Below are 21,631 nucleotides of genomic sequence, written 5' to 3'. Positions count from 1 at the left end.
CCAACTGTTACGTGTCCTTGTTTATTTTCTTGTTATATTTCATTGAACTCAGGCTTTAATAAACCATAACATTTCAAATCGTGAAATTCATTTTTCCAGTAACCACTTGCACGACGGATACCTTCTTCTTTGAAGCCAAGCTTTTTCAGCACCGACTCTGAGGCACCATTGCCAAGCATGGTATCACCTTGGATTCTATGAAGCTCACCAAATGGTAGTTGATTTAAAAAGGCTGAATCAATGATTTTGTATAAAGCTTCTGTGGCATAGCCGTACCCCCAATACTTAGAAGATAACTCGTAACCTATACCAGCATTCTTCATCTTTTGGTTCCATGAATTAAAGCCGCAGGTGCCAATTAACTGACCAGTGTCTTTTATACGAATAGCCCACCGAATGCCAATAGCCTCAGTGAAGCGAGAATTGAAGAATTCAATTAATTTTAACGATTGCTCTTCAGAATCATAAACGTCTATATCATAAAATTTGATAACGTCTTTATCTGAAAAAATATTTAATAATGCAGGGCTATCATCCACTGATAGCTTGGTAAGCATTAAACGAGATGTTTCTAACTCTGGGAAATCCACCTAAATCCTCCATGAAATATAACGCCCTAATAATGGGCAAAAAATTGTTGGCTAAAATGTTGAGGAACGAAAACAGCCAACTGTTTTTTGTCCTTATTAATTAGCTTGTTATGTGTTTTTACTCTGTTCTTGTTTGATGATTTTAAGCAGTAAATCAATTCTGCGGTTTGTCTTTTTACTTTCAGCGGTAACCATGCCTTGAACAAAAGACGAGGCAATGAAAATAACGCACATTATTTGAAATAACTCACTCTCGATTGTAAAGAAACTATTTGCAAGTAGAAGCAAGCCAAACGGCGCAATAATAGAAAGAAAATCTTTAAGCCCCCAATCATTTGAACCAAGCTTATCAAATTCTTCTTTATATTTTTGAAGCTCAGAAATACGTTCTAACTCTATTTTAGCTTCTACCATTTTTACGTCACCATTATCCATTGAAAACACCATACTCCTGAAACACATAACAGCTTATTGAACACCACTTTGGGGGATTATAACACCCCAAAACGGCGTATATTACATAGCTCAATAATTCCACTAAATAACTCAATTGTAAACATGTAATTACGTGCTATATAAAATAACTCTTGTGTAATTACACCAAAACGACTTTTAATAATATTATTGGACAAAACACCAGTAACTGTCTATATATACAGTACCCTTTTTATTGGAAATTGAATATTATTTATGAAATCTCTTTTTCTAAACATGATTCAAGAGCATATGTATAGCAAGCGTTATGCTAAGAGCACCATTGAGGCTTATCTTTTTTGGATAGCTGCCTATATTCGCTTTAATAATATGCAACATCCAAGTTGTATGGGGGATACGGAAGTCGAATTATATTTAAACCATTTAGTAAACACCCAAAATGTTGCTCAAGGCACACAAGCTCAGGCGTTGAATGCGCTTAGCTTTCTATATAAAGAAATAATTAAGGACCCTCTGTCGTTATCATTAAATTTTGTAAAAAGTGAGCGTCCGAGAAAATTACCCGTTGTGCTTACGCAAACTGAAGTAACCGCACTATTTAAACACTGTATTACAAAGCACTATTTAGCTTGTGCGCTACTTTATGGCAGCGGTATGCGGCTAATGGAAGCACTACGTTTACGGGTACAAGATATTGACTTTGATTATAGCTGTGTTCGAATTTGGGATGGAAAAGGAGGAAAAAACCGTATTGTAACACTCGCGATAGAGCTAATTCCTCAATTGCGCGCACAAGTACAATTAGTAAATAGTTATTTACAGCTTGATCTTAAAAATCCTCTATACAGTGGCGTTTACATGCCCCACTTATTACGTAAAAAATACCCCAATCATAACAAGCAGCTGGGATGGCAATATTTATTTCCATCTTATAAGCTCAGTGTTGATCCTGAAAGTAAACAGTTGAGAAGGCATCATATAGATGAAAAGCAAGTACAGCGCGCGGTTAAAAAAGCAGCTAAGGATGCCAACATTAATAAACACGTTACCCCACATACTTTACGCCATTCTTTCGCTACGCACTTACTCCAAAGTGGCGCTGATATTCGAACGGTTCAGGTACAATTAGGTCACACTGATGTGAGAACAACCCAAATTTACACGCATGTTTTGCAGCAAGGCGCCAATGGCGTAATTAGCCCATTTTCACGAATTGGGGCTAACATATGTTAACCCCAATTTATGTGTAACCTATTTACAGTGTGTTATTCAGTAACAACAAACCATAAGCTGCGAGTTGCTCGTCATTGAGATCGTGTTGCCAGCTAGGCGTTAACCCCTGACGTTTTATACCGCTGATGCTTTGCGGGTTAGCGGTTAAATTAAGTATAAACATCGATTTACTGCCGTTTAACTCGCGGGTTATTTCAACTAGGCCGTTGTTGTGTTGCGTTAATTCATAACTGCCTTTAATACCCAGCTCTGGGCGCTGTTTTTTCTGCGAAATTAAGTGCTGATATAAACGCCAAAGTGAATCAGAGTCTGCTTGCTGTACTTTAACATTGCGATCGCCTGCGCTAAGCTGCTCGGCTAAAAATTCAGGCCACCAGCTGGTAAAGTCTTTACCAAATAATTCACTTTGTTCAACCCAGCTCGTTTTAGCTTTGGTAAAACCGGCTTGATTGCTGTTGTCCCATTGCATAGGCGCACGTTTATAAACATCATGGCCTGTGCCACCTTGTGTTAAGCCAATTTCTTCGCCGTAATAAATATACGGTGTACCAGGGGAGCTAAATAACATGGCGGCGGCAAGTTTTGCTTTATCGTCATGCTCTGCAAGTTGATAAGCGATACGTTCTTGGTCGTGATTTGTTAAAAACGGCGCAAAAAAATCAAGCGGTGCGGCTGAGTCAATACGTTGCTGTAAATTTTGTTTGAGCACATTGGCATCAACTGCGTTGATTTGTTGGTTAGATTGCATGGTGCCAAATTGCGCTTCGCCACTGGCATCTGGTTTTAACAAACCCAGTATTTTATAGCCCACTTCAAAATCAAAGCCCTGATCAAGCCCCTTCCCTGCACCATAATACTTGGCTGCCACAGGAATATCGGCCCAGGCTTCACCTACTAAATACGCCTCAGGGTTCACACTTTTTACATACTGATTAAAGTGCTGCCAGTAAGCTATGGTTTCGTCTGTGTCGGCCTGTGCATTGCCGCCGCTTTCCATGGCAAAGCGCACAGCGTCTAACCTAAAACCTGCAACGCCTTTATCAAGCCAAAACTTAGCCATTTTTTCCATTTCAGCAATAACATCAGGGTGGCGTAAATTTAAGTCAGGTTGGCTGGCACCAAACGCGCCGTAGTAATATTGCTGGCGTGTTTCATTCCAATGCCATACGGCATCGGGCTTGTCGTTATCACTCCATGCGTGGCCCCAACCGCTACCGGCTTTTGGCATATCGTCGCGCCAAATAAAGTAATCAGCAAAAGGGGCTTGTTGTTTTGCTGAACGCTGAAACCATTCATGGTTACTTGATATATGATTAATAACTAAATCAAGTATGACTTTCATGCCTTTATCATCAGCGGCTTTTATAAAGGCTTCAAACTCTGCCATGCTGCCGTAGTCGTTTTCTACTTGGTAAAATTCAGTAAAATCATAGCCATGATACGACGGTGCTTCAAACATGGGGGTTAACCACAATGCGTTAACGCCGAGCTCTTGCAGATACGGGAGTTTTTGGGTCATACCATTAAAATCACCATGGCCATCAGCATCGCTGTCGTAAAAACTGCGGGGCCAAATTTGGTAAAATACCGCATTTTGCCACCAAGGCGTTGCGTGTTGCTCAGTGTTTAATTGCGATCTGGCGATATTGTTAGTGTTGGTATTTAATGATGGTGCGCTTTGGCAGCCTGTTAGCATGATTGCTAATGCTAATGCGCTCAAGGTAAATGTTTTCATTTCAGCCTCGTTATTATTGTAATAAATAACATAGCCGTATTTTACTACGGCTATGTTAATTAACCTGAACTGCGGATAGTTTGCGGTTATTTTAGTGCTTTAGTTACCACTGGGTAATGATCCCATACTTGCTTGTCACTTAATGAGCGCACTAGCTTCACGTATTCAGCATGCGTCCATGCCAGTGGTGTGGCCGAGTTTGTACCCTCGCCTAACGTGTATCCTGCTTTATTTACGCCTACGCCATCCCATACTTGTTCTGGTAGCATCATGCCTTCGTTAGCAAATTGCTCTAGCCCTTTTACATAGCTATTTTTAATAGCCTGCTGTTTTGTTGCATCTAAGGTATTATTAGCATTTGCGGCGGCAATTTCATAATGGCCCCGTTCACCGGTAAAAAATGGCCAAACTCGCCCACGTTGCCCTGGGCTATTTTTTCCACCTTGCGCATAGTTAGCGCCAGTTACTTCGTCTTCACCGTACCCGTCGTTACCATAGCGGCGGTATCCTGCAAATGTGCCGCTGCCATCAGTAAACTCAAAGCTGTATTTAACTTGTAGGTTATCTGTTAGGGTTTCGTCATCATATTCTGGGAGTGTTTTTACTATGCTCGGTGCTAGCGCATCACGTACACCATAGCGAACGAGCTCTAAAAACCCACCATCAAGTATTTGCTTTTTATTAAACCCGTCACGGCCATTATTAGCGTTAATTTTGGTATTTGAGTTAGCGTCTTTGTCTTGGCCAATACGTATAAAATATTCGCCGTCTGATGCGCTTGATTCTAAATTACCTGCGGTGGTAAACATCATACTTTCTATATCGGCGTTGTAACTTTTTGCTGTTGCAAGGTAGCGTTTAGCATTCACCTCATCACCTGCCATTTTTGCAATATCAGCGGCGGTAATTAAACCGGCAATAACAGCAGCGGTGGTTGATGGTGAATACCCTTCTTGCTCTTCCCAACGCTCTTGTTGAGTCGCAGGTGGGGTTATTTGCATGTCGTTCCATAGGATTTTAGCGCGCCCACCGTCTACCAAAAAGTCAGCGGCCGGTTTTAACATGCGGGTATACCAATCAGTTAGCTCAGCATCACTTAACACATCTGCCTGATGAAGCTTCCACGCTAGCATAATAGGCATAGCGGTTTGGTCTAGCTGTACGCCTACCCATTCAAGTTCGCCATCTACGTGTGTTTTTTGTAAAAACCACCCTGTGTCGCCTTTGTTGCCCTGGGTTTTGCTGTTTACTTGTACTTTTTCAAGGTATTCAAATGCGGTTTTAGCTGTTGCAGTATCGCCCATGGCCATAAATGCCATGGCAACTTGATAAAAGTCGCGCACCCATACCGCTTTGTAACCGGTAGAGCCGGTTTTCGCCGATACGGTTTCACCCCATGGGTTAGATAAAGAGGCAATGAGCGCGCCTGCATGGGTTTTATCTTCCTGAGCTTTTAAAACCATGGCGCTGGTATACAGCAGTTTACCGTTATCAGCTGTTTGCTCGCTCATGGTATTAAGTGGTGCAAGGCTTTGTAGGTAATCTTGCCAACCTAGGGCTTCGCCTTTGCCGTTGTAGTTATCAAGTACAGCTTGATACCCTTTGGCTAGCGTAGCTTGGCCCTCTTTAAAGCTTGCTTGCTGGTTTTTACCAAAGCTTAGGCTTAGATCAAATTGACTGTTTTTACCAATCTCACCCAGCTCAGCAAGTAAGCTTACGTTACCCGATTGCTCACCCGTATTTTTATACACAGTTGCTAATTGCTGGGTTGTTTTAAGCTCAGTTAAACCATCACTCACGCCCGTAAAACCGACACTTGTTTGTTTAAATGGCTGTGCACCTTGCAATGACAAGTAATTATCGCCCTGCCACGCTACCAATCCTTGCTCGGTGGTTTTTGCAAAGTCATCTAAGCCGTTGTTGTTTATATACGGGTTAACCGTTACATAAGCTTTTACACCGTCAAGCTGGGTATTAAAAATACTGCGTACAAATAAGCTTTGACCGTCTGGATCGGTAAATATATGTTTTTCTAGGCTAAAGCGACCTTGTTTGTCTTTGCTTACTACTTTGTATGCTAATGATAACGGGCGGCCTTTATCGTCTTTGTATAAGTAATCAATGGTAACGTCTAAATCGTCAGCTTCGGTGACTGTAAAATCTTTTCCGACTACAACAAATTGCATGTCTTTAATTTGCGCTTGATGAATAAGCCCAAACATAGTTTCGGTGATCATCCCTTTAGCAATCGAAAACCATACTTTTGACACTTTAGCTGTTGGCGCGTCGTCACTGTAATGGCCATTTTGATATTGCTCAAAAGACGTGCCTATCCCAGTTTTGCCTGCGTATGCCCAAAATGGGGCTTCGCCTGGTGCGCCTGGGGCACTCACTGATGTTTGCGCTACTGCACTAGTTTGCGTATTTTGCACGCCACAACCTACAAGGCCTGCGGCCAATATTGTCGCGGTAATTAGGTTATATTTTTTCATTTTAGCCCCTTAAATTAAGACTGTTTAACCCGCAGTACGGCAACCGCTGCAAGTACAAAAGACATAGCACCTAGCATCAATGCGTAAATAGGTTGATTTTGGAAAAAGTGACGAAGTATCAGGCCAAGTACACTGGCGGCTAATAATTGTGGGATCACAATAAAAAAGTTAAATATTCCCATATACACACCCATTTTATGACTCGGTACTGAGGTACTTAACATGGCGTAAGGCAATGACAAAATAGACGCCCACGCAAAACCAATACCTATCATTGGCCAAATAAGTAAGCTCGGATCTTGTATAAACATAAAGCTCGCCAAACCTAACGCACCTAAAATAAGGTTAAGTGCATGTGCTAGTTTTAAACCAACACGCTTAACGATGATCGGGATACATAAAGCCGCCAATGCAGCAAAACCGTTGTAAGCCGCAAATAAAATACCCACCCAGTCTGCACCGTTGTTATACGCCGCTGAACTTGTGTCGCTGCTACCATAATGAAAACTGGTTACCGCTGAGGTGGTGTAAATCCACATGGCAAATAATGCAAACCAGCTAAAAAACTGTACCCAAGCAAGTTGTTTCATCGCCTCTGGCATGGTGAATACATCGTTAACGACTTGGTAAAAGCCACCGCTGGTGTGGTTTTTTGCCTGTAGTGCGGCTGCAATAAATTGAATTACGCCAAAACTCACTAAGCCAGCTGCCAATAGGTACAGCTCTTTTTCTAGGTTTAATCCCATGACTAAACCAAGCACAGCAAGGCCTAACACAGTAAATACACTGCCGCCTTTACTAAAGTTAATTTGTGCAGATACAGCCTGTTCAGCCGCAGTTTGCTCTTGTTGATTAAATGCGGCCAATTCTTCAGGTGAATATTCTTTGGTGGTTATAATTGTCCAGCCCACTGCGACCAGCAATACAACTGCACCAAAGTAAAATGAGTACTTTACTGAATCAGGAATTTGCCCTGCAGCGGCGGTGTTAGCAATATCAAACCAGTTCGTCATCATCCAAGGGAGTGCAGAAGCAACCACGGCGCCTACGCCTATAAAAAAGCTTTGCATTGCATAGCCAGTAGCACGCTGTTTGTTTGGTAGGTTATCGCCTACAAGAGCGCGAAATGGTTCCATAGTGACGTTAATCGATGCATCCATTATCCATAACATGCCCGCTGCAATCCAAAGTGTTGGTGAGTTTGGCATAATAAATAACGATAATGTGGTTAAAATAGCGCCGTATAAAAAAAACGGACGACGGCGGCCTAATTTGCCCCAGGTTTTATCGCTCCAGTAACCAATAATTGGCTGTACAATTAACCCTGTGAGTGGTGCTGCTACCCACAAAATAGGAATATCGTCTACATTCGCCCCAAGGGTTTGAAATATTCGGCTTACATTACCGTTTTGCAGTGCAAAGCCAAATTGAATGCCTAAAAAGCCAAAGCACATGTTCCATATTTGCCAAAAACTTAAATCTGGTTTGTTATTTTTCATTATGAGCTCCAGTGGTTAATACTGCACTGCTAAGCGCATTTAAAGTTAAACTAATGTGTGCCTGCTCAGCTGTAATAGTTAGCTCGGCGTTTTGATTCGCCTCTAGCAAATCAAGCAATTGTATTTTTTCGTTGGTATTTTGCGTCAGTGTGTTAAGTGGAATATCAATACTGATCTGACTGACTTGCTCAGCAAAATTACTCACCACCCAAATTTGTTGATTACCGATACTGCGGCTAAACGCAGCAACTTTTTCGCTGCCAGTAACCATCAGTGGTTGCATGTCACCAGCTACAACTGCTGGATGTTTACTCAACGCCATAACGGCTTTGTAATATTCACGTAATTGACCTTGTGCCGGTGTTAATAAAGCACCATCAAACTTGCCGTTGTTCATCCACGCTTGATGCGCTGGCACGCCAATGTAGTCAAAAATACTGGTGCGAGTTGGTTTGCCAAAGCCTGCATCTTCAGAGCCATCTTCACCCACATCTTGAGCAAAATATAATAGTGTTGGCGCACGGCTAATAAGGTTTGATACTACTAATGCGGGTTTGCCCTTTTCACTACTACCTGCAAAGTCAGGGCTGGCGATACGTTGTTCGTCATGGTTTTCTAAAAAGTGCAGCATATGCTGCTCTATGTCAGCCACTTTTTGCTGAGCATTAAAAATAGTGTCTGCCGGTTGCGTGCCTTGCATAACAGCTTTTAAGGTGTCGTAAAAGCCGACTTTATCGTACAAGTAATCCATTTTTCCTTGCTGGATATACGGGCGATATAGTGCGGGATTGTATACCTCGGCTAGTAAAAATGCCTCTGGGTTGTGCATCTTGATTGATGAGTTTAGAAAGCTCCAAAACTCTACTGGTACCATTTCGGCCATATCATAGCGAAAGCCATCTACGCCTTTATCGAGCCAATATAGCGCGATATCACGAAACTTATACCAGCTGTTTGGCAACTCTTTATCCTGCCAAAACTCAAAGTGCGCGCGTAAATCTTTAGTAGCATACTCATCGGGCAGAGTTGGAAAGTCATAACTACCGTCAGGTTTTACGCCATAATTTACTTTAACTGTTTCGTACCAGTCGTTTATATCAGGCTTAGCAGCACGGGCACCATTACCAGTCCATTTTGCAGGCGTTTCAGCAAATAAGTTATCAGCAAGTGGGTGGGCATTACCGCCTAGCACTTGGTAGTTTTCAATGGTTGGTACTTGAAATGACTGCCCAGTAACGTAATAAAAGTTATTATCGCGGGCATACTCTACGCTGGTGTCATCTTGCTCACCAAAATCTTTAACTCCAGCGGGTTTAGCGGTTGATTGATAATGACGCGCCACATGATTTGGCACAATATCAATGACCACTTTCATACCGTGTCGATGGGTGCGCTCAATTAATGCAGCAAACTCTTCGAGGCGGCGCTCTGGATTAATGGCTAAATCTGGGTTTACATCGTAATAATCTTTAATTGCATACGGCGAGCCGGCACGGCCTTTCACTACATCCGGGTCATCTTGGCTAATTCCATATTGGCTGTAATCGCCTACCAAAGCATGGTGTAACACGCCGGTATACCAAATATGGGTGGTACCAAGTTCTTTAATGCCACTTAAAGCAGCATCATTAAAGTCACTAAATGTGCCTACGCCATTTTGCTCTTTGGTTCCCCACGGAATATTGGCTGTTTGCGTATTACCAAATAAGCGCGTGAATACCTGATACACAACCGGCTTTGAATGCTCGTTAACTTGTTCAGCTACCTTTTTGTCAGTACTGTGGGTTGTGGGCTCATCTGAGCAGCTCGACAATAACAAGCTACTAGCTAATACCCATGAGCCATATTTGAATGTACTAATTGTGGTTTTATTTGTTGTCATAATGTTCTTACTTAGATCTGACGTTTTAATGGGTTGTCATTTAAACGTCATTTTTATTATAAATTTAATACTAAAGTGAACTGCCACTGACTGACAGCGGCTGCATACGTATTCACACAGGCTTTATTCAATTATTAATACCGTTGCACTCATAGGCGCTAAGGTCACTGTATCTGTTATATTTATTTGCTGTTCAGTAAAAAGACTCACAGCCTTTTTGTATTGCCCAATAACCTCTTGCAGATACGCTAATGACCAGTTTTTTGCTGCGGTATTTTTATTTAAAAACACCAACAAAGTTTGCTGTTCACTTATCCGCGCGTAACTGTATATACCTGATTTAGGACTAAAATGAACCAGTTTACCTTGCGCTATTGCTGGGCTTTGCTTTCTAAAATTAAGTAAGGTGGTGATGGTTTGCTGCATATCACGCTGCTCATCTGATAACCCTTGTCCTGTAAAAGCATTACTTGGCTGACCTTTAAAACCACCGGGGAAATCAATACGGATATCACCGTGATCATTACTGCCCGTATTATCAAGCAATACTTCGGTGCCATAATACATTTGTGCAATACCACGAGTGGTAAGCAACATAGTCATCGCCATTTTCGTTTTAGCAAGATCTTGCTTAAGCTGAGTGTAAACTCGGCTCATGTCGTGGTTATCGGCAAACACGAGCAAGTTGTCTGGATTTGGGTATAAAAAGTCATTGGCGATTGATTGATACACTTTTACCCAGCCAGTGTTCCAACTCTCCTCTTCATTAAGTGCTTGAATAAGTGACTCTTGTAATGAAAAATCCATCACGCTTGGTAAGCTTGAGGTATAGCCGTCGTTATTTACCTTTCCTGCTTGCCAATATGAAGCAATCGCAGGATTGGTGGTCCACTCTTCGCCAACAATATTAAAAGCGGGATACTCAGTCATTATGGCTTTAGTCCAGTCAGCTAAAAAGGCTTTGTCTGAATATGAATAGGTATCAACGCGAATACCGCTTAAGTCGGCGTATTCAATCCACCAAATAGCATTTTGGATAAGGTAGTTTGCTAATAACGGTTGCCGCTGGTTTAGATCCGGCATTGTGGCTACAAACCAGCCATCGCTAAACTGGCGTTTATCAAACTCACTTGCATGTGGGTCTTGAATGGTTTGACGAGCATGGCTGGTAGCATGTTTACCGTTTGCAAACTCGCCATTAAAATTGATCCAATCTGATGTGGGTTTATCTGTCATCCATTCATGCTCAGAGCCAAAGTGATTAAGCACTAGGTCCATCACTATACCAATACCGTGTTGTTTCGCTTTGGCTGATAACTCGCGATATAACTCATTTGAGCCCATGCGTGGGTCGATAGTGTAAAAATCGGTAATTGCATAACCGTGATAAGAGTAGCTGGGCATATCATTTTCAAGCGGTGGTGTTAACCAAAGCTGGGTTACGCCCAGTTTTTGCAAATACGGCAGTGCGTTAATTACACCTTGAATGTCGCCACCGTGACGCCCACCTCGCTCAATTGGATTTGCACCCTCAAGCACTCCTTTTACTGTGTCGTTGCTGCTATCGCCATTAGCAAAGCGATCCGGATTAATTAAGTAAATGGTATCACTGCTATCAAAACCGTTACGTTTACTGCTATTAGCTTTACGTGCATGCAATTGATACTCAAAACGCTCCCCTGATTTACTGCTAAACACTAAAACACCTGGCTTTGCTATTGGATTTATTTCAATATTTAAAAAAACGTAATTTGGGTTATCGGTTTTAGTTACACTTTTTAAACTCACCCCTGAGTAAGATGCTAATTGCCATTGTTGCTTAGCAATACCTTGATCATGCAGCATAATTTGCAAGGTATTATTTTGCATACCAACCCACCAGTTTTGTGGCTCAACGCGCATTTTTGCGTGCAGCTGAAAACTCAGCATTACTGTTACTAACAGTAATGCGCTTTTTGATAGTCTCATATTAATATCCTGATTATTTTTGCTGCGGGATGATGGGCGTAAGCGCTCTAAAATGGCTTGCACACTGATGGTTAAAATTATAAAGCTCTTTAATTTGCTGTTGTTGCGTATAACTTGGCTTAGCAACGCTAGGAGGGAAGACGCCATAACCGCTCAATAAGGTATGCCACGACAGACTTGAATAGTAGTTTTCAATCCCTTGATGGGCAATTTCGCCGGTTAAATCATTACGCGATAGCCAGCACTGAAGAATATTTTTTAACGAGGCTGATAGCATTTCATTTTGACCATTTGCTTGCCAATACTCTGTATCTCGCCGATTAGATGCGCGATAATGACACACAATATAATCGCGAATACCTTCTATACGGTTATTAATTTGCATATTGAACGGATCACGTTTTACTTCACTCGGTCGGTTATGCTCAAAACATGCGATAAACGATTCGATTGTTTGCTGCACTAAATGTAAAGCAGTTGCTTCAAGAGGTTCAATAAAGCCTTGCGATAAACCTACAGCTAAACAGTTTTTATACCAATGTTGCTTAACTCGTCCTACTTTCATTGTTAGCTTACGTGCAGGTACATCGCAATTGAGTAAGCCGAGTTTGGTTCTAAGTTCTGTTTCTGCTTCATCAGCACTGCAAAAGTCTTGGCTGTAAACATAACCATTGCCAATACGATTGGTAAGCGGAATAGCCCATTGCCATCCATATTTTAATGCGGTTGAAGTTGTTTGCGGGGCTTGTAATTGATTACTCATTGTCGGCAGTACAATAGCACTGTCGTTAAATAGATTTTCTTTAAAACTAAGCCAAGGTACGGCTAATGCTTGCTGAATAAGCAATCCTTTAAAACCACTACAATCGATAAAAAAATCAGCTGCAATACACTGCTGTCCATCACTGTTTTCATCAAGAACAAGCTGCTTGATGTTGCCTGCAGAATCAAGCTCAACCTGCGCTATGGTGCTTTTTAGGTGCTTAACACCTTTGCTTGTTGCTCTATTAGCTAAAAATAGCCCAAGCAGTCCCGAGTCAAAATGATAACCATAACTTTGCTGAAATGGAAAGTCCGCTTGAGTATGTGGCCCACGCTGTTGCTTAGCTAAGTAGGCTGCTAAAAAATAGCTGTCGGGATGTGCATCAATCGCTATACCTTGACGTTTTAACAAACAACTTTTTATAAATTGCTGCTGTGTATGTAAATCCGTCTGCCCATAAAATGAGTGAAAATACTGCTCATGACCTGGATGGGTAGACCAATCTTTAAATTCAATCCCCAGTTTGTAGGTTGCATTGCATTGAGGCATCCACTCACTTTCGCTAATATTTAATGTATCGAAGAATTGTTTTAACTGCGCAGTCGACCCTTCACCAACACCAATAGGCGCAATTGTTGGTGATTCAATTAAAGTGACATGGGTATTAGTGAGAGAATGATTTAATAAATTAGCAGCCATCCACCCTGCTGTACCACCACCAACAATAATAATATTCATACTAGATCTGGCCTTTTGCTAACTCTGAACAACGACAAAATCGCTGTAAATATTGCTCATGTGTTGGTAAGTGAGTAACGTATTGCTGTTGGATAGTCGCTATATTGGATAAGAACTCATCAAGCTCAGAATCTGAAATTGCACGTGCGAGCGGGTGATAACTTTGTGGTCGGATCCCTTGTCCAATTAAAACTTGTAGCCAAGCAACCTCTGAAAAAAGTTCATCTGCTTGTATTGAAAGCGTGCCTGTTCGTTTAAATAGTGCAATACGTTGCTGTAATGAGTCAGGTAATGTCATAGCGCCACACCGTTGCCAAAATGGAGACTGTTTTTGATTAACAGCGTAATGCAAAATAATAAAATCACGAATTTTTTCAAATTCATTTTTGGCTTGTAAATTATAAGCATGCGCCGATAACTCACAATCAGGGTGCGCCGGAAATAACTTAATAAACCGAGCTATACTGGTTTGTATTAAATGTAAGCTGGTAGATTCCAAAGGTTCTAAAAAGCCACTAGATAAACCAATACTTAAACAGTTTTTAAACCACTGCTGTTCGCGTCTTCCTGGCGTGAACTTAATATGTTTTGGGGCCGTTATGGTCTCAGTTTCTAAACTATTTAATAACTGTTGTTCAGCTTGTTCAGCACTCATAAATTGGCTGCTATATACCAGCCCATTCCCCACTCTATTTTGCAGCGGAATTTGCCATTGCCACCCGGCATCTTTTGCAATCGAACGAGTAAATGGCGGCGTATTTTTCAGCGGTTTAGTTTGCACTGCAATTGCACGATCACAGAAAAGCCAATGCTGATAACTTTGGTATTTAACCCCCAACGCCTGTTCAATCAAGCGTGCACTGGAGCCGCTGCAATCAATAAAAAAATCACCTTTTATGGTTTGTTCATCACTGAGTTCAAGTGTTTTAATCAAGCCATTATCGTCTAATTTTACAGACTCCATCGTACCACTGAGATATTCTACACCTTGCGCAATTGCAAACTCTTGTAATAACTTTGCGTATTTGCCCGCATCAAAGTGATAAGCATAAGTAAGCCCAGCTAAAGGCGTTTTACCAATCTGTGGATTTGGGTTGAATTTATTATGGTTTGCCGCAATCGCATTAACACTGAAGTCCCATAAGGTTTGCGTTGTTTTGCTTTGGTTGCTTTTGAGCCAAAAGTGATGAAATGGGGTGATCCCAAGCCCTCTGCCAATATCACCAAATGCATGCTGGTAACTATCGCCTTGTTGGCCCCAATTTTCAAATTGAATACCAAGTTTATAAGTGCCTTGAGTGCGCTTTAAAAAAACGTGTTCATCAAGCCCCAAGACATTGTTGAAAGTCTGTATCGCAGGGATAGTTGCCTCCCCTACACCAACAGTTGGAATATCGGGTGATTCTATTAAAGTGATTGATAGCTGCTTAGAAAACACTTTTGCTAACATCGCAGCGGTCATCCAACCTGCACTGCCGCCGCCTAAGATAACAATTTTTTCTATCGCTTTCATTTATCACTCCTCACAAATAAAAAAGGGATCTCTATTGAGATCCCTAGTATCTTGTCTCAATCGCGTTTAATACAACTGAATCATACTGACTTGGGTATATTTAATTAAAATTTATAAGCAAAGCCTAATAAATAATTAGCCCCATAGCTTTGATAATCACGTACCGTTGCTTTATTGCCGTCATGATAAGTTACAAACGGCTCATCAGTTAAGTTTTGTGCTTGTAGCGATACAGTAAGACCTTGTAATGCTTCAATGCTAGACTCAGAGAAATCGTAACCAATTTGGGCATCCCAGATAGTCTCTTCTGCAACAACGACCGTTGTTCTTGCTAATGATAGACCATTTACTTCACCTAAGAAGTCAGAGCGGTAACGCATACTCACACGTGCTTGAAAACCGTAGTTTTCATAATAAAGTGTCCAGTTATAAACTTTATCTGATAGACCTGGAATTTCTTCTTTCTCACCATTGAGGTTATCAAGCGAAGAATCTAAAAAGGTAGCGCTAATAACTGTACCAAAGCCTTCAAGGCTATCGCTGAGTATATTACCTGGTAATGTCGCTGTTAACTCAAGGCCTGATACTTTTGCATCGCCTACGTTATCCCATGCGCTCACTAGACCTTGGTTAGTGATCGGCACTTCACCATTAGGTGTATCAACATCAGCAAAATCACCCACTATTTGCGTGTTGAACTGCCAATCTTCTATGTCTTTATGAAATAAAGCAGCTGCAAAATAACCTTCCGCACTAAAGTAATACTCATACGATAAGTCGATTTGATTAGCAATAACAGGACGCAAACTTGGGTTACCGCCACTTGCACTCCATGGTGAATTCTCTAGATTAGTCGGTGGTGTTGTAACGTTGTTTTTTGCCGCATCAAAGCTGTAGCTGTTACTTGCATTCATACGATCCATACGTGAACGCGACATTGTACGAGCTAAACCAAAGCGTAGCATTTGATCTTCAGTCAACGATAAGTTCAAGTTCAAGCTTGGTAAAAATTCAGTATACTTGTCGCCTGCTCTATTCGATTGTACACGGACAAGGCCTGTATCCGGATCTGAATCAACCGCATAACCGTCAGAGCTTTGATCTGTATTTACAATTTGCAAGCCCACGTTGCCGCGTGCAGGTAAACCAAACAATTCAGTATCTAAATCAGCTTTAACATAGGCAGTTAAAATATCCTCTTGTACAGTCCAAATATTTGCCCAACGGCCTGTATCAGTATCAGCTTGATTAAATGAATCGTACGCGCCGCTGTTGTATAGGGCTAACGAATCATATGCAATCATGTCACCCATACCAATAAAATCAAGTGATACTGAGCCTAGGTAATATTCATCTGGGATACGCACCATTTCAGGATACTGCTTGAGGCGCAGGTACTCACCGGTATCTTGTTTATCTTTTTCACGGCTGCTGTAGTTAACACCAAATTCAACTTGGCTTATCGGGCTGTTTTCAATAAACGTTTTTGCACTGAGCTTTAATGATGCTAATTCATCTTCAACATGTGGTCTATTTAAAAAGCCATCTTGACCATCTCCACCAACAGCACTACTCCCCCAAGTACGCGCTGCACCCAGTTGAAATAAATCGCGGTCTGAATAATCAAGTGTAGGGGTAAAAATGGCGCCAGCCATACCACTGTCAAGTCTGTATTGTAGGTTATCACCAAGGCCTTCGTTGTCACCACGTCCTGTCGCTGCATAGCTTTCAAGACCCCAGACATCACGTTCAACCTTTGAATAACTCACATCAGCAGCCACTTGCCAGCTGTCATTTATATCGTATTCAACGTTAAAACCAAGCGCGAGTAAATCAGCAGTCCTGAAGTTTACGTCATTACGAACTAAGGTTTTAATATTATTAACTTGGCCTTGAGTAACAACGCCACCATTGGTGGCTAACGTTTCATAATTTGTATCTGCACGACCTGAATTTAATGGCAGCTCTATGCCTCGTAATATTTGCTTATCTTCAAAATCAACATACATCGCATCGGCGGTAATATGCAGTTTATCTGATGGTGCAAATTCAAGCACACCTAAAAAGCTATCTCTTGTTAGCTCTGATGAACGTGCATAAGGCTTAGCGCCCTGTAAACGTAAATTGCCGTCAGCACCACTTGGATCATAACCCCATGCATTCCAGCGTTGTTCTTGATTTGGTGATTCCATGTGGGCATAAGCAAATGCAACACCAATGGTATCGTCAGCAAATTGATCTACATAACCAAACGAACCACGATAACCTTTATTATCCATTTCTGGATTAACTGCATCCATTTCGTTTTGTTCAAAACGCACATTTGCAGTAATTGATTGTTCACCGGCTGATAGAGGACGCGTAGAGCGTAAATCAACGGTACCGCCAATCCCTTGAGTCGTTAAAGATGCATCTGGCGTTTTGTATACAACAACTTCGCTGATCACTTCTGACGGGTATAAGTCGTATTCAACACCACGGTTATCACCAATCGATACTTGCTCACGACCATTAAATGTTGTGGTACTAAAGTCTTCGCCCATACCACGAATAGTAATTGAACTTGCACGGCCATCTAATCGTTGCGCGGCAAGACCAGGTAGACGCGCAATTGATTCTGCAATAGACGAATCTGGTAACTTACCAATATCTTCTGCTGAGATTGCCTCTACTACTGAGCTGCTGAAACGTTTAGTGTCGATAGCTTGAATTAAACTACGACGAAAACCTTTCACTTCAATGACTTCTAAATCTTCATTCGCAGTTGTTTGTTGCTCAGCTGCAAAACCTGACATGCTAGTTAAGCCTGCGGTTGCAAGTGCAATTGTTAATATACTTGGTTTGAACATAGACATGATGTGTTTCCCGTTACCCAATTTTATATTACTAACTTTTAGCGAGTTGCTTGTGATAGAAGCAAACCATTTGTTAGCTATTTTGTTGTCAGGATGAATATTAACGCCCGCCTTATTTTTTTAACAACTTTATGCATACGTATTCAGGCTAGTACAAAACCAACAAAGTTAACAAAAAATTCACACAAATAATGGCAACACCTTGTTTTTATAGGTATAAAGAGGGGATAATTGATCATTCTATTTTATAAAAGAAATATGTACTGCTTCGAGCTCCTTCAGCGCGGCGATTTACAGTTTAATACCTTAATTATTAGTGCATTCACACTTTGCATTCGAGTCCCGATCGCCCCCCTCACAAAATGCCAATTGGTAAGACCATTAATGGCGCTGCACCATAACGCTACAGAACCCATATAATATGCACCAAGTTGGATTTGCTACTTTGTTAATGATACGAAAACGAGAATTGGTAAACATCTATTTGCCGCTCACATACCTTTGTTAATAGGTTTTTCAGAAGCTGTTTTCCTTATCAAAGCGATCTATTTAGCATGCATACGTATGCATCCTTTTTACAGTATCAAGCCCTTCACGTATGCTTTTTAAAAAATAACGTAGTTTGCTTTAATTGAACTGCTAACAAGATTACGAACACACCATTTCTAAACAGTAATAATTGCTAGGGTAAAATGGGGAGTGTTGTCACGATGGAGAAAAAAATGGCTCAACAGCAGTGGTATAAGGGTGCCGTGATTTATCAGGTTTATCCGCGCAGTTTTCAAGATACCAACGGTGACGGCATTGGTGATTTAAAAGGGATCATCAGCCGGATAGACTATATTAAAAGTCTGGGTGTTGATGCTATTTGGATCTCACCATTTTTTAAATCACCAATGAAAGACTTTGGCTATGATATCAGCGATTATCGTGACGTAGACCCTCTTTTTGGCGATCTTAATGACTTTGACGAGCTCATTGCACAAGCTCATCAACGTGATATTAAAATTATTATTGATCAAGTATTGAGCCACACATCAGACCAACATCAATGGTTTTTAGATAGCCGAGAAGACAAAACTAACGCCAGATCAGATTGGTATGTATGGGCTGATGCAAAACCAGATGGCACCCAGCCAAACAACTGGCTTTCTATTTTTGGTGGCCCTGCTTGGCAATGGGAGCCGCGTCGTGGCCAGTATTATTTACACAACTTTTTTACTGAACAACCGGATCTTAATTTTCATAATCCAGATGTCCGTCAAGCAGTATTAGACAATGTTGAGTTTTGGCTTAAAAAAGGGGTAGATGGTTTTCGCCTAGATGCAATTAACTTTTGTTATCACGATGCACAGCTACGTGATAACCCAGCCAAACCACCAGAAAAACGCCAAGGCCGTGGTTTTAGCGAAGATAATCCATATGCATTTCAGTATCATCATTATAATAATACCCAACCTGAAAATATCAGCTTTATGCAAGATATTCGTACCCTGTTAGACAAATATCCTGGTACCGTGTCTTTGGGTGAAATATCATCCGAGGATTCACTTGCTACTATGGCTGAATACACCGCTGGTGGCGATAAATTGCATATGGGTTACAGTTTTGAGCTACTAACCAATGATTATAGCAGTGAGTATATTCGTACAACAGTTAAAACATTGGAAGAACGAATGACAGAAGGCTGGCCATGCTGGGCCTTTAGTAACCATGATGTAGAACGTGTTGCTAGTCGTTGGAGTAACAATGGTGAAGTAAACTCAGAGCAGTGTAAAATGCTTACCGCCCTCCTCGCTTCATTGCGCGGTAGTGTATGTATGTACCAAGGTGAAGAGCTAGGTCTTGGCGAAGCAAGTGTGGCGTTTGAAGACTTACAAGACCCATATGGGATAACTTTTTGGCCAAACTTTAAAGGCCGAGATGGCTGTCGTACGCCTATGCCATGGCACAATGATGACGGTGAACAGGCCGGATTTTCTGCAACGAAACCTTGGTTACCTGTTGACGAAAACCACAAACGCCAGACTGTAAGCAAACAAGATAGCGATAGTGATTCTATTCTAAATGCGTTCCGCCATTTTATGACATGGCGTAAGCAACAAGCTATCTTACTCGAAGGCGATATTGAATTTATTAATACCCCTGAGCCATTGTTAGCTTTTTACCGTCGTTTTGCAGGCCAGACTATGTTGTGCGTATTTAACCTAGCGCAAGAGCCTGCAAGCCTCAACATTGAACACACTGATATTGTGCCACATACAGAACTGAATCATCACAATGGCAGCTTAGATAAACAAACCCTTACCCTACCCGGTTTTGGTTGTTTTTACGCAGCCGTTAGTTAATATTTTTTAGTAATATAAAAGGGATTTGCAAGATTGTAATTTCCTTTTCGAAAAAGAGTAATCGGTCATAATCTATATTGTGGCCGATTTTTTGATTCTTTATCAACTATAGTTCTTTAAATAATACCAATCTGCATAAAGATTAAGTCAATTTTATCCAGTCTCTAGAGCATTTGCTTTTAACCGTATCTGGGACTGAAATGAATTTATTCCACGCTTGCGAAACCTGTTCGACTATTTCTTCATAACCACTAAACACACGATTAGATAAACAGTGTTGCCGTATCCAACTCCATACTTGCTCTATTGGATTTAACTCCGGGGAGTAAGGCGGAAGTTTTATTAGCGTGACATTATTGAATGGTTTTACAGTATCAATAGTATGCCAACCAGCGCCATCAACGATCACGACCGCATGACGTCCTACCTCCGTGGCTTTTGATATTAATTCCATGTGTTGCGTCATGACGTCTTTATTGACGATAGGGCTGATCAGCGCTTCTGTTTTACCATTACTTGGGCACACTGCACCAAATAAGTATCCATACTCAAACTGCTGTTGTTTTGTTGCGCGAGGCCTAGAGCCTGTTTCAGCCCATAAGCGTGTTGTTTGATTTTGTTGTCCAAACCGTGCTTCATCTTGAAACCACACATCAATGCGATCTAAAGGGAGATGTCCTGGGGTGTGAAGGATCGTTTCCACTTGGAACTTTTTTAAAAGCCTCTTGGCTTTCTTTTGACTGCTTTGGGTGCTTAGAACGGCTTGTGATCCAGCTAAACCCACGCTTCTTGAGCAGTTTGTAAATATGATCGGTGTGATATCTTATGTTGAACTGGTCATAAATATACTGAGCAATATCTTCCCCCATTAGTCTGCCTCCTTCTGAAGAACTTGCTGACTGTTTTACATAATCTGACAGTGTATTTAGTTGTTGTGAGGTTAATTTAGCTGGACGACCTTTAATCGGTTTGTTGTTCAAGCCAGCAACGCCATTGTTAAGGTAGTTTGAAACCCATTTATTGAGACTGCCGCGCGCTGTATTTAGGCGCTTAGCAATATTCGTTCTGTTTTCACCCTCAAAGAATAATGAAACAGCAAGCAGGCGTATGCGCTTTCTTGCATTAGGCTCTTTACGTGATAAAGCTAAAAGTTGCTTGGATTTTTCTAAGTTCAATTTAGTAAAAGTAGATAAGTATCAGTGTGTTAATTAGATCACATAATTTGGCAGATTGGTATAATTTGGCAGATTGGTATCATTAGCTGATAGAGGAAATAAATTTGCGAGTTTCGAGTTTCGAGTTTCGAGTTTCGAGTTTCGAGTTTCGAGTTTTACAAAAATAAACTTTTCGCGCCCTATGTCAAACGTTCGCTAACTTTACTCTCGCTAACTTTACTCTCGCTAACTCACATTTTAAACGTAAAAAAGCCGCTTCATTTCTGAAGCGGCTTTCTCAATTTGGAGCCTGGCAATGTCCTACTTTCACATAGCAAATGCTACACTATCATCGGCGCTGTTTCGTTTCACTACTGAGTTCGGCATGGGGTCAGGTGGGTCCAAAACGCTATTGTTACCAAGCAA

The 21,631-nt window shown here is 41.3% G+C and carries 13 protein-coding genes and 1 rRNA gene; 2 read left to right on the top strand and 12 right to left on the bottom strand.

Features of this window, described 5'->3' with window-relative positions; all coding sequences use genetic code 11:
* Window positions 1-32: 32 nt before the first annotated feature.
* Both H5186_RS00070 and H5186_RS00065 read right to left on the bottom strand, forming a co-directional pair.
* Window positions 33-590, bottom strand: coding sequence for a GNAT family N-acetyltransferase (locus tag H5186_RS00070; RefSeq protein WP_182197572.1), 558 nt, complete (start codon window positions 588-590; stop codon window positions 33-35).
* A 108-nt stretch (window positions 591-698) separates the two neighbouring features.
* Window positions 699-1,025, bottom strand: a complete 327-nt coding sequence (locus tag H5186_RS00065; protein WP_138585493.1) for a hypothetical protein — start codon at window positions 1,023-1,025, stop codon at window positions 699-701.
* A 255-nt stretch (window positions 1,026-1,280) separates the two neighbouring features.
* Between H5186_RS00065 and H5186_RS00060 the strand changes: the two genes are divergently transcribed.
* On the top strand, window positions 1,281-2,258 hold the full coding sequence (locus H5186_RS00060; protein ID WP_149982792.1) for an integron integrase: 978 nt from the start codon (window positions 1,281-1,283) through the stop codon (window positions 2,256-2,258).
* Between the two features lie 22 nt (window positions 2,259-2,280).
* On the opposite strand, the gene H5186_RS00055 is transcribed toward H5186_RS00060, so the two are convergent.
* The 8 genes from H5186_RS00055 to H5186_RS00020 form a co-directional block, all read right to left on the bottom strand.
* On the bottom strand, window positions 2,281-3,993 hold the full coding sequence (locus tag H5186_RS00055; protein WP_182793891.1) for an alpha-amylase family glycosyl hydrolase: 1,713 nt from the start codon (window positions 3,991-3,993) through the stop codon (window positions 2,281-2,283).
* A gap of 86 nt (window positions 3,994-4,079) precedes the next feature.
* Window positions 4,080-6,485, bottom strand: coding sequence for a glycoside hydrolase family 15 protein (locus H5186_RS00050; protein WP_182793888.1), 2,406 nt, complete (start codon window positions 6,483-6,485; stop codon window positions 4,080-4,082).
* 14 nt (window positions 6,486-6,499) lie between these two features.
* Window positions 6,500-7,984: an MFS transporter gene (locus tag H5186_RS00045; RefSeq protein WP_182793886.1), complete on the bottom strand. Its 1,485-nt coding sequence runs from the start codon at window positions 7,982-7,984 to the stop codon at window positions 6,500-6,502.
* Entirely contained in the window at window positions 7,974-9,866 is a 1,893-nt protein-coding gene (locus H5186_RS00040) for an alpha-amylase family protein (protein WP_182793884.1), read from the bottom strand. The genes H5186_RS00045 and H5186_RS00040 overlap by 11 nt, the downstream gene beginning before the upstream one ends.
* A gap of 123 nt (window positions 9,867-9,989) precedes the next feature.
* Window positions 9,990-11,795, bottom strand: a complete 1,806-nt coding sequence (locus tag H5186_RS00035) for a glycoside hydrolase family 13 protein (RefSeq protein ID WP_259400271.1) — start codon at window positions 11,793-11,795, stop codon at window positions 9,990-9,992.
* 52 nt (window positions 11,796-11,847) lie between these two features.
* Window positions 11,848-13,335, bottom strand: coding sequence for a tryptophan halogenase family protein (locus H5186_RS00030; RefSeq protein WP_182793880.1), 1,488 nt, complete (start codon window positions 13,333-13,335; stop codon window positions 11,848-11,850).
* Between the two features lies 1 nt (window position 13,336).
* Window positions 13,337-14,848, bottom strand: coding sequence for a tryptophan halogenase family protein (locus H5186_RS00025; RefSeq protein WP_182793879.1), 1,512 nt, complete (start codon window positions 14,846-14,848; stop codon window positions 13,337-13,339).
* Between the two features lie 104 nt (window positions 14,849-14,952).
* On the bottom strand, window positions 14,953-17,703 hold the full coding sequence (locus H5186_RS00020) for a TonB-dependent receptor (RefSeq protein ID WP_182740719.1): 2,751 nt from the start codon (window positions 17,701-17,703) through the stop codon (window positions 14,953-14,955).
* Window positions 17,704-18,425: 722 nt separating this feature from the next.
* Here H5186_RS00020 and H5186_RS00015 point away from each other — a divergent pair.
* Window positions 18,426-20,051, top strand: coding sequence for an alpha-glucosidase family protein (locus tag H5186_RS00015; protein WP_182793877.1), 1,626 nt, complete (start codon window positions 18,426-18,428; stop codon window positions 20,049-20,051).
* A gap of 142 nt (window positions 20,052-20,193) precedes the next feature.
* Here H5186_RS00015 and H5186_RS00010 read toward each other — a convergent pair.
* Window positions 20,194-21,226 (bottom strand): IS630 family transposase gene (locus H5186_RS00010; RefSeq protein ID WP_182793874.1). Its coding sequence is split into 2 segments (ribosomal slippage): window positions 20,194-20,766 and window positions 20,768-21,226, totalling 1,032 coding nucleotides; the frame shifts between segments, so codons are not numbered across the junction.
* Between the two features lie 287 nt (window positions 21,227-21,513).
* Window positions 21,514-21,628: ribosomal RNA gene (rrf, locus tag H5186_RS00005) — 5S ribosomal RNA — on the bottom strand.
* Between the last annotated feature and the right edge of the window lie 3 nt (window positions 21,629-21,631).

Origin of the sequence: Pseudoalteromonas sp. SG41-2, from assembly GCF_014164535.1 — a bacterium.
Lineage (GTDB): Bacteria > Pseudomonadota > Gammaproteobacteria > Enterobacterales > Alteromonadaceae > Pseudoalteromonas > Pseudoalteromonas rhizosphaerae.
Note: the sequence above shows the minus strand (reverse complement) of the source record. Positions and strands in the feature narration are given on the sequence as shown.